An 18480-nucleotide genomic window follows, 5' to 3' on the forward strand; every position below is an offset into this window, starting at 1 on the left:
GAAAGTAAAAACCATAAATATTTTGTAGTTTGAAATACATCTTGTAGTTTTGTTCCAAATATTGTCGGATAAAAATTTTTCAAGATGGAAATACACGAAATCAAAGAGCAATTAACCTTAGCACAGGTATTACACTATTACCATTTAAAACCCGATAAGCAACTGCGGTTGAATTGTCCGTTCCACAACGACAAAACCCCAAGTCTGCAAGTGTATTACAAAACACATACGTGCTACTGCTTCTCATCAAACTGCAAAACCCACGGCAAGAGTTTGGACGTGATAGACTTCATAATGCACAAGGAGAATTTAACGAAAAGGGAAGCCATCCTAAAAGCCCAATCAATGATTACGAGCAATACCGAAACCCATAAGCAACCAACGGCAGAACTAACCCGAATAGCAGTACTCACGAAAATGTTTACCTACTTCAAGAATGCCATACACAACAGCAAGCCAGCACAGGAATATTTAGAAAGTAGATGTTTAAATTTTACAAAAACCGAAGTCGGTTATAATAGTGGTCAGTTCCATCACGGCACAAGAAAAGATGAAGCTTTGATAAATAGCTGTTTGAAATATGGACTGCTCTTGGACTTGGGAACAAAAAGCAGAACAGGAAACCCCGCCTACAAACCTTTTGGAAAATGGGGCTTGGTGTTCGCACTCAAAAACAAACAGAACCAAATAGTAAGCCTTTATTTTAGAAGTACTTTAGAAGATAAAAAGCAACGTCATTTTTATCTAAGATACAGGCAAGGACTTTACCCAAATTATCCGAAACCCACCACAAGACGGCTGATATTAACCGAAAGTATTATTGATGCAGCTACCTTGTTGGAGCAGGAAAAAATCAAAAGCAACTATGAAGTATTGGCATTGTTCGGCACGAATGGATTAACAGAGGAACATCAAAAAGCCATCAAGGATCTGCAAGAGCTTGAAGAAATCATCTTCTTTTTAAATGGCGACCAGGCAGGAATAAAAGCGGTAGAGAAATACGCCCCAATGCTCAAAGCGGATTATCCAAGTGTAACCATATCAAACGTACAAGTTCCCGAAAATGAAGATGTAAACAGCTTATTGCAAGGACATAGCGGGGACATTTTGCACCACTTGGTCAATACCCGAAAGGAATACAACCTTTTATTTTCATCGGAAGAAGTCGCACAGCGTACTGAAGAAATAGAAACAATCCCAGTTGAAAAAGAAAAGCCTACTGAAGAAGTAAAAACAGGACTGGACACCAACAATCCTTACAACTTGAAATACCAGGGCAATGAAGCCAACTACCAAATAAAGGGCTTCAACATCAATCAACTGGATAGCTTAAAAATCACCTTGCAAATACAAATCAAATGAGGAACATTACTTTAAAACTGGACTTGTACGAGTTTAACCAAGTAGAAAAGACCTGTAAGACAGTAGCGGAAAAACTGGGGCTTAGAAAGGATTTAATCGAGAAAGATTTAGAGCAACTGACCAGCCTACTGGAATTTTACAAGGATAAGCAACTGCATAAGAAACAAGGACGGAAAGAAAGTAAAGTTGAAGTTCCCACAGCCACAGCCACAAAATGTATTGAGTTCCTGAAATCAAAAGAGTTAGTACAAAAGTTCAATCAACTAATCGGGAAAGCAGGAATTACAGGAGAAGAAACCAACCGAATATTATTGTTTGTAATCGCAAGCTCTTACAAAATGCCTGACACCTTACACGCCTTAATACAAGGCAGTTCCGGAAGTGGAAAAACAAGGCTGTTAAAAATCATCAGCGATTTAATGCCGGCAGAAGATGTAAAGAAATACACAAGAGTAACAGACAACAGTTTTTACAACCAGGACGAATATTTTTTTGTGAACAAGCTCGTATGCTTTGAAGATATGGATGGCTTGAAAGAAGATGCACAGCTTGCTGTTAGGGAATTACAGAGCAATGAAATACTACGGACATCCACCAGTTTAAAAGACAAGAACGGAAGCATTACAGGAGGCGAGAGAATCGTAAGAGGCCCGATAGCTTCGCTATCCTGTACCACCAAAGGCGAAACCTATGAGGACAATATCAGCAGGAGTTTTTTAATCGCAGTAGATGAAAGCAGAGAGCAGACTTTAAAAGTTATCCAATATCAAAACAATGTATCGGCAGGATTAATCAATAAAGAAGAACAAAGTAAAATCAAGGTTTTTGTACAGAACTGCATCCGATTGTTACAGCCTTATGAAGTGGTAAACCTGTATGCCAATAAAATACGATTGCCCGAAGAAGCCCATAAAATCAGAAGATTAAACGAACTCTATCAAAGCTTTGTAAAGCAAATAACCCTGCTGAACCAGTACAACAGAAAACGAGACCAGCAAGGAAGGTTAATTACCGAAAAAGAAGATTTACAGACCGCTTGCGATATTTTGTTTGAAAGCATAGTGCTGAAAGTAGATGAACTGGACGGCTCACTAAGACAGTTTTTTGAAAGGCTGAAAGAATACCTAAAAGACCCCAATCAAGACTTTACGCAAAGAGAAATCCGCCAAGCCCTGAACATCAGTAAAGCCCAATGCAGTAGAAATATTGGACGGTTACAATCAATGGAATACATCACAAGCAAATACTCCAACAATTTAAGAAGGGTCAGCTACAAAGTGGATTATTGGGACAACTACGCAAAAATCAGAGCCAAGATAAAGGACGATTTAACCAACCAGATAAATGACCTCAAATAAGGAAAAAGGGAACAATACGGAACAATCTTGGAACAATCTAAAACCAACAGATACAACTGCTTAGGTTTAAAATACGCTGATTGTTCCTTGTTCCAAAAAGTATATGTGTATGGGCAGACCGAAAAACATCATAGTTGTAAATGAAAATTACAGGGAACTGGCAGAAAGCTTTTACCGATATATTTTGAGATTAGGCTACAATGCCAAAGGTCGCAAGGCAAGGAAGAATTATTTGTGTGAGTTCCTGCAATGGATGGAACAACAAGGCTACACCAAAATAGAGAAAACGACAGCTTCACAAATCACAAATTACTACCAATACATCAGCGAAAGACCGAGCAAAAAAGACGGAGGAATATTAAGCCAAAAAACCACGCACAGCCATATGCGGATTATCCGAGACCTGTTCATTATGTTGCAGAATGAGGGCAAAGTAAAAATCAATCCTTGCAGTACTCTAAAGTTCCCATATCCCCAAGCAAGAGAAGAAAGAACGGTATTAGACCAGGAAGAAATCAAGCGACTTTACAAAGCATCAGAAACCGCCCAGGAACGAGCCATTTTAAGTTTATCCTATGGATGTGGGTTAAGAGTTGGAGAGCTTGTAAACTGCAATATTGAGGACATCAGGTTACGGGAAAAAATAATCATCATCCCAAAAGGCAAAGGCAATAAAAGAAGAGTTGTGCCACTATCAAATGGAGTAGCAAAAGACTTGGCAGATTACTACTACAATGAAAGAGAAGACTTAACCAAAGGACGAGACTACAAGCCCAATGAATCCGCTTTTATGCTTCATTCCAGAGGTGGCAGAATGCGAAAAGGAACTTACAACAAACACTTAAAAATACTGGTAGAAAGAACCGAAAACCAAGAAATCAAAGAAAAGCAAATCACCATCCATAATTTACGCCACTCCATCGCCACACACCTTTTAGAGCAAGGAATACCAGTTGAGCAAGTGAGGATGTTTTTAGGACACTCACAACTGGAAACAACGCAGATTTATACGCATATCAGCAGAAAGCAATTAGAAAACTTAATCTGATGGAACTCAAAGAATATCTACAAAAAGAGTACAGTAAAAGCAGTATTGGAAGCTATGAAAACATTATCAATCGGTATTTGCTGGCAGTTGGAAAGAGAGCGGAAAAAGCAAGCTATACGGACGTTTTAGACTACATCGGATTATTAAGAGAACAAAATTTACATCCTAAATCACTTCGGAACAATCTGTTTGCTATTAAAATCTATTATCGGTATTTAGTAGCCACAGGAAAGCGAAAAGACCATCCTTGCCAGTATCTGTATTTAAAAGACCAAATCAACAGGGCAATCCAAGTAGAAAGCCTTTACCCAAAAGAAATACTGCAAGAGCTGTATGATAACTGGAAAAGTAAAAATCCGGAACATCAAACCCGGGACAAAATCATCATTAGTTTACTCATCTACCAAGCTCTAACCGTTTTAGAAATTAGCCAACTGAAAGTAAGCGATATAAACCTTGAAAACGGAACAATAAACATCAAAGCAAATGCAAAGAACAAAGGTAGGAAACTAAGCCTGAAACCCAATCAAATATTACTGTTCCACAATTACCAAAAACACGACTGGAAACGTTACTGGAGAAAGCAGAAACCAAGCAAACGGACAGACTATTTTTTGATGAATGAAGAAGGATTACAGCTTTGGCAAGGTGGCATCAACCGAATGATAAATCACAACCGAGATAAGCAAAATAAGTTAATCCCACTTAAAATAAGACAGTCCGTGATTGCACATTTACTCAAAGAAAACAATGATATTAGAATCGTTCAGGAATTTGCAGGACACAGAAGAACAGCCAGTACGGAAGCCTACAAACAAACAGGATTAGAGGAACTGAAATCAGCCATTGAACGATTACACCCACTGCAATAGCCAACGCACTTTTGCCCACGCTCACGCTCCGTAAAACTCCGCTTCCAACACAGGAAAAGCGGTGTTCCGCCTTCGGTCGTCAGCAAATAAAATCGCCAAGCTTTTGTAGCACATTTTTTGAAAGTGTTGATTTTTTAAAGGTCAAAAAAAGAGTCGCAAAACCCTACGGGTGCTCCGTAAACTCCGCAACTTGTCACTTTTATTGCGTTCCTCTCTCAGTTGTCACGGCAGGCTACTTTGTCTGCTTTTGCCGCTTCACTTTGTTCCGTTCGTTCCTCACTTCACTTCGTTCAGCCGCAACGCATCCACCGCCTGCCATAATTTTGCTCGCCTGCGGGTCGTCGCGGGTCGCGGCTTGACTTTGTTGATTTGCCTCCGCTTCGCTCTGGCGATTAAAGCGGTAAGCCTTGTGTAAGTTCCACTTCACTCCGGGTTTTTGTATAAGAAAAAATTACAAAAACCCTGCGTTACGCTCCACACATAGGCGCAAAACGCCCTCGTTCCTGCGGGCTTCCTTTGCACCACCCTTGCTCCACTCGCTGGCGGCTCGCAACCTCCGTTCGTTCCTCTCTCCGGTGGCTTGGTCGTTCGGACTGCAACCCGTTCCGTTCGTGCCTCTCTCCACTCATTGCGACCTCCGTCCAGCCGTTTAGCTCAAGGCTGTTTTTCCTGCGTTTACGCTCAACCAACCCACAGGATCCCCGACAGGTAAGGAAAATGATTAAGGGTTGATTATTCGTCCAAAAAGAATAAAAAAGGGCGAGAAAGCTAAGTTCCAGGCTGACAAAAAAGCAAGGGTAAAATGCACTCCGCTACGCTCCGCCCTTGCTTTTTTGCATCCTTCCACTTGATGGAGGGCTTTCTTTTTTTTCCTTTTTTCTTTTGGGAAAATATTATTGATATGCTTCTTTCTTTCAAATGAAAATCCTGCAAGAAATGAAATTGCCTATCAAATCCCTGCGGGGCTTTTGTTCAGATGAAAGAAAAAAGTATGGTGAAAATAACTATCTTTGCCCTTAATGGGTTGCCTGAAACTGACATATAACCAAGCTATTGAAACCCCGCTGAAAGTCGTGTATAGGACGAAAGCAGCGGAGCAAAAAAGCGTACAGAGGTTTTTAAGCGTCGACCCAATGGCGGAGAAGTTCCCGGGATGGTCGCCTTATGCTTATGCGATGCACCGCCCTACGGTACTCGTTGACCCTACAGGGATGAGTGCGGAAAGCCCTGATGATTGGGTTTATGACAAACAGAATGACAAGTATGTTTGGAAAGAGGAAGTAAATGAGGTCATGGACATTACCAATACAAATAGATACGAATATGTAGGGGAAAGCAAAGGAGATATAAATCAACATTTTGATAAAAATCTTTCTAATTTTGATAGGTTCAAGAGAGCAATTGGTGGCAGTGTTAGACCTAATGTAGATGAAGGGTCTTATATTTCTGCAAAAGTAACCCCAAAATTAGAGGAGGCTATTCATAAACAACGAACGGCTAACCAACGTTTTTCGGAATCTGACCCAAATGACGATTACGCTTCTATGTCAATTTACCCTGCAATAGACCTTAATATTGAAGGATATAGTAGAAAATCCGGAATCTTATCATCAAATACATATTCATTTAAATCCACATTAAATATTGACGGTGAGAATATTCCTTTTACAGGTAATTACACAGTTAGAAACAAAAATGCAAACTATATAAACCAAGTGGACGCAACTCAAAATAGTTTTGCGACCCCTTTCGGGCAACTTTACAGTAACCCTGTTATTTTTAGTGGAAAAGGACCAACCGTTATAATTAACTTGGGAAATAAGTCGGCACAGAAAAGGATAGATAATTTTATGTGGGACTTTTAAAAAATGATAGTATGAATAAACTATTCACAGTTGTAATATTTTTATTGTTTATTTCCTGTAATGATTTTGATGAAAGCATACAGGGTATTTGGGTAAGTTCTTATCTTCAACGTGCAGATGAAAATAAACGGTTGCCTATTCCTGCAAAAAAGGTAATAGAGTTTATAAATGACTCCGTGTATATCAAGGGGGTGAAAAATTTTCCAAATAGTAATTATGGAGGGATATATACGGTAAAAGGGAAAAAGCTGATAGTTGATGACACTATTACATTTAATGTGATTAATAGGTCAAAAGATAGTTTGGTTTTTGAAGATTATGACGGGACAAAAATGGTGTACAAAAAGCTGTCAGATTCCCTAAAAAATATATCAAAAAAGAAAATACCTTTAAAAGGTAAGTCATTCCGTGTTGATTACCAAAAACTAACGGATACCGTAACATTTTTAAACAGTTCGGTTCTTGTAAGCAAACACTATGGAAACCTTAAAAGAAATTGGGAATTGATAAACTATAAGGGTTATGATTTTTTAATGATTGATGATAGTTTTGATTTGCCTTTAATAGTGAGAAATATCCAAGAAAAGGAGGGTATCATAAATTTCACATCATTATACGTAAATTCAGAACCGATTAAAATGATTGAATTAGATAGCGTTTATGAAAACAAATAAATCCCGATGGTCGTGCACCTGAATGGGTTCCCGATAGTGAAGGAAATTTAATTGCAGAAAAGGGAGATAATGCACAGACATTAGCAGATTTTCAAGGAATATCTTATTCAGAAGCAGAAAAACAACTACAAGATCAAGGATATATTGATAATAATGGAAAACCCGCTCTGCGAAGTCTGTGACTTCGAAGCTTTACAACTACGTAAAAAGCATAAAGCATCACAGGAGTCTGTAACGACTTCACATATTAGCTATTTTAAAGAATTCATTAATGTATCATTCTGGGGGAGGAAAATCTCTCGCCTTTAGGCGAAGACTTTAGTTTTTTTATATTTTTGATCATTAGTGTCCGATAAAATATTTTAAAGTGGGATTTCCAATACAGGATTTCCCACTTTTTTATATCTTCATCTTTCGCAAAAAAAAAGAGATATGAACAAAAGTAAAAATTTCAGCGGTCAACCCATTATCAAACAGGTTTTAAATTTTATTTTACCCAACGATGTTTATCGGACAGCCGAAAAGCATAACAGCGACAGATACACTAAAAAGTTCACTACTTATGAGCATTTAGTTACTATGATTTTCACTGTCATTAGTGGTTGTAGCTCGCTTCGTGAAGTATCGAGTATTATGCTTGCTTGTGAAGGAAAAATCAACCATTTGGGGCTAAAAGATTTCCCAAAGCGAAGCACATTATCTGACGCCAACAGGAGAAGAAGCTCATCAGTATTTGCTGATATTTACCATTTACTCTATAAACGTTACCACCGATTTTTGTCGGACAGCAGAACTTATGAACCAGCTGTAAAAGACCTTAAAATTGTTGATTCATCAACTATAACACTCTTTAGTGACATTCTTAAAGGTGTAGGTAGAAACTCACTCAACGGCAAAAAGAAAGGTGGTATCAAGATGCACACTATGATAAATGCTATGGAAGATGTGCCCTGTCTGATAAAGTTCTCAAATGCCGCAACCCATGACCATACCTTTTTAAAGGATCTTGAACTCAAGAAAGGTTCTTATGTCGTCTTTGATAAAGGTTATGTGGATTATAAACAATACCAAAAATGGACCTTAGAGAATATTTACTTTGTGACCAGACAAAAAGACAATGCCCGTTATACAAGCCTTGAAGAGTTTGATATTCCCGACACGGTAGATGATGCTGTCCTAAAGGACGAAAAAATAGAACTCAAAGACAATGACGGTAAGCCATTTTACCTTAGAAGAATAGCTTTTTGGTACGATAAACACCAAAAAGTTTATGAGTTCATTACCAACAATTATGAACTTCAGGCAGATAAAATTGCCGAGATCTACAAGAACAGGTGGCAAATCGAGACTATGTTCAAACGCCTTAAACAAAACTTCCCGCTAAAGTATTTTCTTGGAGATAATCAAAATGCCATCGAGATACAGATATGGGTCAGCTTAATCATACAACTAATAATGCTTGTCATTCAGAGAAAAGCAGAAAGAAAATGGGCATATTCTAATATGATGTCCGTGATACGATATCATTTAATGACCTATATTGATTTGTTCAAATTCCTTAAAAATCCAGAAGCAAAATGGGAAGATATTACAACAAAAAATATAGGTCAATTAAGCCTTTTTGACCCATAAGGAGGTTCTATTTTTAAAATACTAAAGCTACACAGTGAAATTAGGCGATACAAAAGATTTTTTTAGTAATTTAGATTTTTATCGGACAACAATGATTTTTGATATGTGCAAAATTACAGAAAAACATCACACACAACATATGATTGTAAATATCATATAGTTTGGATAACGAAGCCTAGCTCAACGACAAGTGATCTTATCGGACCTGTCAATTATAATTTTTCTTACGATAATTTCAACCGACTTACCTCTGCATCCGGAAGTTATACAGGGCCAAATGATGTAGTCAATACTCAAAGTCAAGGTGGCAACCCCTTTCTTAAACATGAATATAATCTTGATTTAACCTACGATGCTCAAGATCCGAGTAGAAACTTCATAAACAAAACACAGACCCACCTAAATAAACCGGTAAGTGATCTCAATGAACCAATGGAAAATGCTAGCGTAGTAAAGAATAACAGCTATCAATTAGATTATACCTACGACGACGATGGAGGTCTCATAGCGGGTTCTAACTATGGTTACACTCAACCGCATGCCGTGAGAGAAATAAAAGAACAACCCACAGGAGTAAATTGTTGCGACAGTCAAGATGACCCAAGAATAAAAAACCAAAACATAAAACATGACGCCAACGGTAATCTTACAAAAGTGATAGAAGGTATAGGAGAAGAAGAAATCACAAAAATTCATTACCTTTGGGATGAAGAAAATAGACTTATGGCTGTAGATCTTAATCCGTATTCTGAAGAAAGTGACCATCCTATTGCCACTTATACCTACGATGCTGGTGGTGAACGGATTATCAAATATCTATATCAACAAGTTGATATTCATAGCAATGCAAAGGACGTTGGCAATGCGCGTAAAACGGAGACTTATATCTATCCGGATGGGATGATTACTACCAAGGTCTTAAAGTTTATAGTTAGAGATCAAGCCTTGTCTTATACTAAACATTATCATATTGGTAGCCAAAGAGTGGCTAGTAAAATTGGAACCAGTGAGCGATTTGGTTTTTATTCAAAACAAATTATACCCCTTGCCAATTTAGCCAATGCCGATGGAATAAACCTGATAGATGTTTTACAAGACCCCGATGAAGACGGGCAGAATTTTAACCATCTTAATGAAAGAAGAAACCGTATTTTACAAGCCTTTGATATACCACCACTTGAAAGTGAAACGGTTGACATATCAGAAGATGAAAACGTCACAACAAGTTCAAATAATTTTGCTCACGGCTATGCCGGCGACCTGCAACATGTAGAAGTGTTTTATTTTCACAGTGACCATCTCGGTTCTTCAAATTATGTGTCAAATTATGATGGTGACATTAGCCAACACGCCGAATATTTGCCATTTGGTGAGCTCCTCACCGATGAACACCTCAATTCACACAACACCCGTTACAAATACAACGGCAAAGAATTTGACCAGGAAACGGGCAACTATTACTACGGCGCCCGCTATTATAACCCCAAAAACAGTTTATGGCTGAGTGTTGACCCGTTAGCGGAGAAATACCCCTCATGGTCACCATACAACTATACAATGAATAATCCGGTAAGATATGTTGACCCTACGGGAATGGTTGTAGAAGATCCAATTTATGGTAAAAACTTTTGGGGTAATTTAAAATACTTAGGCGATGATGGCACGAATAATGGTCGGGTATATTTTGTAAGCGGTCAAACAAAAAGAGATGTTAAAAATGCGACTGCGAATGGCGAGTTTTATTCTGGTGATTTAAGTAGTTCTGATGAAGTTTCCTCTATACCATCCCAAATGATTTTTTCTGTGGATCAAAGCTTGCAATCTACCTTATCTTCAAATAAGGAAAATGGTGGACACAGCACTTTTTCAAGTTTTGAAACAACTCAATGGGATGAAGGACCTGCAGTAACCAATAGAGATTTAGGAGACGGAAGAAGAGAGGTTAAAGGAAGCGTCCAGCCTTTTGTTGTTGATGGCGATAAATTAGATATAGATATGAGCAATCTTGACGTTTATTACCATATTCATCCAGACACACAAGGTTTAGGAAGCTCAACACCCTCTAATTACAGTAGAAATATTAATGGTAGAAATATAAGAAGGGGTGATATTCCTTATCAGGCTGACTTAGAGCGTAGTGGTTACAATGGAAATCCATTTGTAGTTGGCGCTAGAGATAATCGTGTTAACTTTTATAATGGAAGAGGCTCAGTGATGAAAGTGAAATATCAGCAATTTAAAATAACTCTTTTATCTGAATTTATATCACATTTAAGATTTTGAAAAAAATAGTTTACATATCAGTTATAATATTAATTGTAGCATCTTGCTCCTCTCAAAAATTTGGAATCAGAAAAAACTTTAAAAAGACAGTTAGCCTTGCAGAAGAGCTTTTTCAAAAGAATGGTAATTCTTTTGTGATTACGTCAATGTATTCAAACTTTTCACAAGTATGGTCTTACAATAAAAAAAATAGAATTAAGTATGATTTAATAAAAGGTAAAATTCACAAGATTGATACAACAGCATCAGATTTTTATGGTAATTATTTAAGTGAAGCACAAAATACTTTTAATGGAATATTACCTACAAATTGTCCAGAACTTGATGGTGGTCTATTCTTAATAAGGATGAATTATAATGCAAAACATAAAACAATAGATTATAATTCTGTGAATATAAAATGTTTATTTGGAAAAGAAAATAATAATGATTTCATAAGTGCTTTAGCAAAAGATGTCGATTTTATCAATCCAGTTTGGTTGGAGAATTGAATTAAAAAAATCAATACACCCGCTCTGCGAAGTCTAAGACTTCGAAGCTTTACAACTACGTAAGAAGCATAAATCATCATAGGAGTCTGTAACGACTTCACATATTAGCTATTTTAAAGAATTCATTGATTTGTTTATATTGCCATCATGTTTAGCAATCTAGGCTGTAAAATACGAAACTAAAGCAAACCGCATTATGTTACTTTTACAATAGTCGATTGGATAGACGTCTTTACAAGAAAGCGCTATAAAGATATTGTTGTAGATAGTTTTACATACTGCCAAAACAATAAAGGAATGGTGTTGATTGGTTATGTGATTATGTCAAATCACATCCATGCCATTATACAAAGTAAAAATGAAGATCTGTCGGTCCCAACCAGCTAGCGCTCGTTTATAACGAGTGCAAAGATTCCCGCTCTGCGAAGTCTGTGACTTCGTAGCTTTACAACTACGTAAGAAGCATAAATCATCATAGGAATCTGTAACGACTTCGCACATCAGCCATTTTAAAGAATACAGTGATTTGTTTATATTGCCATCATGTTCAGCAATTTAGGCTGTAAAATACTAGACTAAAACAGTATTGAAGATGGTAAAAGAAGCCTATATGTGTTATATGTAAATAAATCAGGTTTACCAGCCTGAGCAAAGTTTAAAACTTCACTCAACAAGATATTTTTAGTTTTATAATTAAACTTACTTTGGTTTTGTAGCTTCATTCTTTTTTCAAATTGAATAACTTTAAATTAGAATTCTTCCATTATAAATTTATCGTATTTTTGTGGCTTAAAGCCCTAAGCTGATTTTTTTATGATTTCTTTTTTTTCAAGTGATTCAAAACTATTTTTTGCAGTTGTTCACAACAAAGCCTTTTCAAAGGCAGATTTAAAAAAATTATATTGGTTATTTGCTGAAGCCGAACCTGTTGTAAAATTTCCCGATGATAAAAAATTTATCGATCCTCGCGCCAATATGATTTCACTCTGGTCAACCAATGCTGTGGAAATCTCCAAAAACATGGGCTTAAACGACATTGAGCGGATAGAAGAATTGACAGCAGTTGCTCTTGATTTTGATGATTTTGACCCCATGTTATTTCAAAGTTACGAGCATTTAAGTCAAGATATGTTTGATATTCATATCCAACCTGAATCAGTGAAAGATATCAAAAATATTTCTGTTTACAATAAAGAAGAAGGCTTAGCACTAAGTGAAGAAGAAATTACATATTTAGAAAATCTGAGCAAAAAACTCAAAAGACCTTTGACCGATGCTGAAGTTTTTGGATTTTCTCAGGTCAATTCTGAACATTGCCGACATAAAATTTTTAATGGTCAATTTATTATTGATGGAAAGTCAAAAGAAGAGTCTCTTTTCAGTTTAATTAAAAAAACTTCTAAAGCGTTTCCAAATGAAATTGTCTCAGCTTATAAAGATAATGTTGCTTTTATCAAAGGACTAAAAATCAAGCAATTTGCCCCAAAACAAGCTGATAAAGCTTCTATTTATCAAAACAGAAGTGTGCAATCTGTGATTTCTTTAAAAGCAGAAACCCATAATTTTCCAACAACAGTAGAACCCTTTAATGGTGCAGAACAGGTAGCGGTGGAGAAATTAGAGACCGTATGGCTGGTGGTCGGGGTTCAATTCCTTTGGCTGGAACTGCCGTTTATATGACGTCCTACTCTCGTGTCAGCAAGAATAGACCTTGGGAAAAAGCTTTTAAAGCCAGAAAATGGCTATACCAAACTCCGCTTGATATTTTAATTAAAGCCTCAAATGGCGCTTCAGATTTTGGTAATAAATTTGGACAGCCACTGATTTGTGGATCTTTATTCACTTTTGAACACGCTGAAAACGACAGATTTCTCGGCTATGACAAAGTAATAATGTTGGCTGGTGGCGTTGGTTATGGACTTGAAAAACAAGCTCAAAAAAACGTGCCAAAAAAAGGCGATAAAATCATCATTCTCGGTGGCGATAATTACAGAATTGGTATGGGCGGTGCAGCCGTGTCTTCTGCCGATACCGGTCAACAAGACAGCAGTATTGAACTCAATGCCGTACAACGTGCCAATCCTGAAATGCAAAAACGTGTTTCTAATGCCATAAGAGCTTTGGTTGAAAGTGCTGAAAATCCCATCATTTCAATTCACGACCACGGTGCTGGTGGACATCTAAATTGTTTGAGCGAACTTGTAGAAGAAACTGGTGGCTATATTGATTTAGACCAACTGCCTGTTGGTGACAAAACCCTTTCTGCTAAAGAATTGATTGGTAATGAATCTCAAGAACGCATGGGATTAATTCTTTCTGAAAAAGATACAAAAACCCTTGAAAGAATTGCGGAAAGAGAACGTGCACCTTTTTATATGGTTGGTGAAATCACAGAAGATCATCAATTTGTTTTTAGAAGTGGAACCACTGGTAGAACTCCAATGAATCTCAAGATAGAAGATTTGTTTGGCAATTCGCCAAAAACCATAATGAAAGATAAGACCGTAAAGCAGTCTTACGATAAAGTTGAATACCAAACAGACCTCTTAAACACTTATCTCAAACAAGTCTTACAACTCGAAGCCGTGGCTTGTAAAGATTGGCTAACCAACAAAGTTGACCGTTGTGTTTCTGGTCGTGTAGCCAAACAACAAACCGTCGGCAAACTTCAATTACCACTAAATAATTGTGGTGTTGTTGCGTTAGATTATGAAGGTCAAAATGGCATTGCGACTTCCATTGGTCACTCGCCTATTTCAGGATTGATAGATCCTAAGGCAGGTTCACAAAACTCTATAGCAGAAGCTTTAACCAATTTGATTTGGGCACCACTTGACAAAGACTTAAAATCCGTAAGCTTATCAGCCAACTGGATGTGGACTTGCAAAAATCCTGGTGAAGATGCCAGGTTATACGAAGCTGTAAAAGCGGCTTCAGATTTTGCTTTAGATTTAGGTATTAACATCCCAACAGGTAAAGATTCGTTGTCTATGAAGCAACAATACAAAGACAAAAATGTATTGTCACCTGGTACGGTTATCATTTCTCTTGCAGGTCATTGCAGTAATATTTCACAGGTGGTTGAACCTGTAATGCAAGTCAATGGTGGTAGTTTATATTATATCAATTTAAGTCAAGATAAACTTAAACTTGGCGGTTCTTCTTTTGCACAAGTTTTAAATAAAATCGGACAGCAAACGCCACAAATCAAAGACGCTGAGTTTTTTAAAAAAGCCTTTAATGCTATACAACATCTCATTAAGAAGGATTTAATTCTCGCAGGTCACGACATTTCATCAGGCGGATTGATTACTTGTCTTTTAGAAATGTGTTTTCCTGATAAAAATATTGGTGCTGACATTGATTTATCAAGTTTTAAATCTTCAGATATTATTGAAACGCTTTTTGCAGAAAATGCTGGAATTATAATTCAAGCGACAAATGACAAATCAGTTGAGAATTATTTAAAGAAACAAAACCTCAGCGTTCATAAAATCGGTAAATGTCAAAGACAGCGGTTTTTAAATATATCACATCAAAATCAAGACCATCAATTTGATGTGGACAAATTGAGAGATGTTTGGTATCAAACTTCTTTTGAATTTGACAAAAATCAAACGCCCAAAACTTTAGCAGAAGAACGTTTTAAAAATTATAAAACCCAAAGCTTACAATATGTATTTCCACAGAATTTTGTAGGCAAAATAAAAAAGTCGATTAAAGAGAAACCTCAAGCAACAATTTTAAGAGAAAAAGGCTCAAACTCAGAACGTGAAATGGCAAAGGCGTTAGATTTGGCAGGATTTGAAGTCAAAGATATTCATATGACTGACTTGATCAGCGGTGCTGAAAATCTTGAGGACATACAATTTTTGGTCGCTGTAGGTGGATTTTCAAACTCAGATGTTTTGGGCAGTGCCAAAGGTTGGGCAGGAAGTTTTTTATATAATGCAAAAGCCAAAAAAGCTTTATACAATTTCTTTAAACGAGAAGACACTTTGTCTCTTGGCGTTTGTAATGGTTGTCAGCTTTTTATCGAACTCGGTTTGCTACATCCTGAAGACGATGAGAAGCCAAAAATGCTCCACAACGATTCGCATAAGTTTGAGTGTCAATTTACGTCCGTTGAAATTCAAAACAACAATTCTGTGATGCTGTCTAATCTTGCTGGAATGAAACTCGGCATTTGGGCAAGACATGGCGAGGGAAAATTCTCATTCCCTTATGCCAAAGAAAATTACAATATTGTCGGTAAATATGCTTACGATGCTTATCCAGCCAATCCCAATGGCTCAGAATACAACACGGCAATGCTAACGGACAAAAGCGGAAGACATTTGGTGATGATGCCACATTTAGAACGCTCTATTTTTCCGTGGAACTGGGCGTATTATCCCAAAGACAGAACTGAAGACAAAATCACGCCTTGGCTTTTGGCCTTCGAAAACGCCGTTCAATGGCTAAAAAATGGTAATATTTCTAAAATGTAATGTGCATAAAAATCCGTTTTCAAAATTAACACACTTGCTTAGAAGTAAATAATAGTTTACCTTTGCTTTTAAAACAAAGTGAGACTTGAATGAAATGCTCCAAACTTTACAAAATATTGACAAAAAATGGTTGGTATGCTGTATCTCAAAAAGGTTCTCACGTAAAAATGCGACACGAAACAAAAAAAGGACGATTATATTTCCGAACCACGGAAGTCAAGAAATGGGTAAAGGACTGGAAAAGAAAATATTAAAAGATGCAGGAATTAAACTTTAGAATTATGGCAAGAAAGAAAATTATAATGAATGTTGAGAAAACGGATACTGGCTTTTCTGCTTATGCTTTAGATTATCCAATTTTCACGACTGCACAATCTATACCTGAGTTGATTAACAGTGCTTATGAATCGACTGAATTTTACTTTGAAGATAAAAATGTAAAAGTAGAGCCAAATGATATTAGATTTGAAATTGATTTTAAGCAGTTTTTTAAATATTACAAAGTCTTAAACGCAAAATTCTTAGCTGAGAAAATTGGAATGAATGCAACTTTACTTTCTCAATATGTTTCTGGAACTAAAAAACCTTCGCAAAAACAAACCGAAAAAATATTAGATGGAATTCATCAAATCGGTCAGGAATTATCTGGAATTAATTTACTGCAAACTGCGTAAAATTTTTTGAGAGTGCTTTCTACAAAAATAACTACAATTAATGCTGACAAAAGAGCAATGGCGAAAAATAAATTGATTAGAAAAACTAAGTGATTTTAGCAAAATTATGTAGCTAAAAATTTTGTTACTTACATACTAATTATTTTAAAAAACAAAAAATTATGGATATTTGGATTCCGATTGTAACAATTTTAATAGGTCTTGCTGTTGGTTTTTTTATAGGTCAATATATTTCTAAGACCAATAGAAAAGCTGAACTCAATCAACTTGAAGAACAAAATAATCAATTGAACAACCAACTGAGTTATGTTGAAAAACAAATTGAAAGTTTAAAAACCGAACACCAACAAGAGATTGACGATTTGAAAACTGAAAGAGAACGCATTCGTCAAGCTAAAGACGATGCTCAAAATCAATTGACTAAAACCGAAACTGAATATAAAAATCTTCAAGAAAAGTTAGAGACTCAAAAGCAAGACATTGAAAACTTGCAAGAAAAATTTACCAAAGAATTTGAAAACTTGGCCAATAAAATCCTCGACCAAAAATCTCAAAAATTCACGACATCCAATAAAGAAAATATTGAGCAAATTCTCAATCCATTAAAAGAAAAAATCAAAACCTTTGAAGAAAAAGTTCAAAAAAATCAAGACAACTTTAATGATAAAAACTCTCGCTTAGATGAAGTCATAAAACGTTTAAATGAAGAAAATCGCAAAATGAGCGAAGAAGCTGAAAAGCTCACCAAAGCGCTTAAAGGTGAAAGCAAAACCCAAGGCAATTGGGGCGAACTCATTCTGGAACGCGTTTTAGAAAAATCGGGCTTAACCAAAGGCAGAGAATACGATGTACAACAATCTTATCAAGACGACAGCGGTCAACGTTTTATGCCTGATGTGGTGATTAATTTGCCTAATGACAAACAAATGGTGATTGACTCTAAAGTGAGCTTAACTGCCTATGAACGCTACGTTAACGCCGAAGATGAAAAAGAACAAGCACTTCATCTTAAAGCACACATCAATTCTTTAAAAACCCATATCAAACAGTTGAGTGCTAAAAACTACCAAGATTTAGGCTACAAACAATCGCCTGATTTTGTATTGATGTTTATTCCCGTTGAGCCAGCCTTGTATTTGGCACAAAACGAAGACCAGAATTTCTATTATTCAGCCTTTAAAGACAATATTTTACTGGTAAGCCCTACGACTCTACTGTCAACTTTACGCACCGTTGATATGATTTGGAGCAACGAAAAACAGCGACAAAACGCCAATGAAATTGCCCAACACGCTGGTAGTTTATACGATAAATTCAGTAATTTACTCGATGAGTTAGAAACCCTTGGCAACCGCATTAAATCTACCGACAAAGCTTACACCTCAGCGATGAAGAAATTAACCGGTAACCAAAATTTAATCAAAGATGTGGTTAAACTTCAAAAACTCGGTATCAAAACCACCAAAGACATCAGTCCGAAATGGATTAAAAAAGCGGAAGTGAATCAGATTGAAGATGGGGAAGGTTGATATGTTAGCGTGTTGTATTTAAGATAAAATATTCTTCTTAGAGACCTCACAGGTTTCAAAGACCTGTGAGGTTTAAACATTTAATAACAAGTGACTTAAATTTAATTTTGTGTAATCTATTTAGCCCAACAACCGTTCAACAGAAACATCTTCGTCTAAATCATCCCAATGAATACCTTTATCTTCAGAAAAGAGATAAACC

The 18480-nt window shown here is 36.5% G+C and carries 11 protein-coding genes and 2 pseudogenes; all 13 read left to right on the plus strand.

The features are described from left to right. Positions 1-84 precede the first annotated feature (84 nt). The 13 genes and pseudogenes from IGB25_RS03460 (at position 85) to rmuC (ending at position 18278) form a co-directional block, all read left to right on the plus strand. On the plus strand, positions 85-1362 hold the full coding sequence (locus tag IGB25_RS03460) for a CHC2 zinc finger domain-containing protein (protein ID WP_211066179.1): 1278 nt from the start codon (positions 85-87) through the stop codon (positions 1360-1362). Beyond that, entirely contained in the window at positions 1359-2720 is a 1362-nt protein-coding gene (locus IGB25_RS03465) for a winged helix-turn-helix transcriptional regulator (RefSeq protein WP_211066180.1), read from the plus strand. Before IGB25_RS03460 ends, IGB25_RS03465 begins: the two co-directional genes overlap by 4 nt. A gap of 109 nt (positions 2721-2829) precedes the next feature. Next, the gene (locus IGB25_RS03470; protein ID WP_211066181.1) at positions 2830-3768 is read left to right on the plus strand and encodes a tyrosine-type recombinase/integrase; all 939 of its coding nucleotides are present in this window, start codon (positions 2830-2832) and stop codon (positions 3766-3768) included. After that, positions 3768-4640 carry a tyrosine-type recombinase/integrase gene (locus IGB25_RS03475; protein ID WP_211066182.1) on the plus strand — a complete coding sequence of 291 codons (873 nt, stop codon included), beginning with the start codon at positions 3768-3770 and terminating at the stop codon, positions 4638-4640. Before IGB25_RS03470 ends, IGB25_RS03475 begins: the two co-directional genes overlap by 1 nt. A 1133-nt stretch (positions 4641-5773) precedes the next feature. Beyond that, positions 5774-6505 carry a hypothetical protein gene (locus IGB25_RS03480; protein ID WP_211066183.1) on the plus strand — a complete coding sequence of 244 codons (732 nt, stop codon included), beginning with the start codon at positions 5774-5776 and terminating at the stop codon, positions 6503-6505. Continuing rightward, complete coding sequence (locus IGB25_RS03485; protein ID WP_211066184.1) at positions 6493-7179, plus strand: hypothetical protein; 687 nt, start codon at positions 6493-6495, stop codon at positions 7177-7179. Before IGB25_RS03480 ends, IGB25_RS03485 begins: the two co-directional genes overlap by 13 nt. 432 nt (positions 7180-7611) lie before the next feature. Continuing rightward, complete coding sequence (locus IGB25_RS03490) at positions 7612-8811, plus strand: IS4 family transposase (RefSeq protein ID WP_211064494.1); 1200 nt, start codon at positions 7612-7614, stop codon at positions 8809-8811. Between the two features lie 105 nt (positions 8812-8916). Continuing rightward, on the plus strand, positions 8917-11094 hold the full coding sequence (locus tag IGB25_RS03495; RefSeq protein WP_247653593.1) for an RHS repeat domain-containing protein: 2178 nt from the start codon (positions 8917-8919) through the stop codon (positions 11092-11094). Continuing rightward, entirely contained in the window at positions 11091-11585 is a 495-nt protein-coding gene (locus IGB25_RS03500; protein ID WP_211066185.1) for a hypothetical protein, read from the plus strand. Before IGB25_RS03495 ends, IGB25_RS03500 begins: the two co-directional genes overlap by 4 nt. An 813-nt stretch (positions 11586-12398) precedes the next feature. Further along, positions 12399-16075 (plus strand): annotated as a pseudogene (gene purL, locus IGB25_RS03505) (phosphoribosylformylglycinamidine synthase). Positions 16076-16164: 89 nt separating this feature from the next. Beyond that, positions 16165-16352 (plus strand): annotated as a pseudogene (locus IGB25_RS15135) (type II toxin-antitoxin system HicA family toxin). Between the two features lie 4 nt (positions 16353-16356). Further along, the gene (locus tag IGB25_RS03515) at positions 16357-16749 is read left to right on the plus strand and encodes a helix-turn-helix transcriptional regulator (protein WP_247653594.1); all 393 of its coding nucleotides are present in this window, start codon (positions 16357-16359) and stop codon (positions 16747-16749) included. A 161-nt stretch (positions 16750-16910) separates the two neighbouring features. After that, positions 16911-18278 (plus strand): DNA recombination protein RmuC, encoded by a 1368-nt coding sequence (rmuC, locus tag IGB25_RS03520; protein WP_211066186.1) that lies wholly within the window; start codon positions 16911-16913, stop codon positions 18276-18278. The last annotated feature ends 202 nt before the right edge of the window (positions 18279-18480 follow it).

This window comes from Flavobacterium sp. CS20 (assembly GCF_018080005.1).
Lineage (GTDB): Bacteria > Bacteroidota > Bacteroidia > Flavobacteriales > Flavobacteriaceae > Psychroflexus.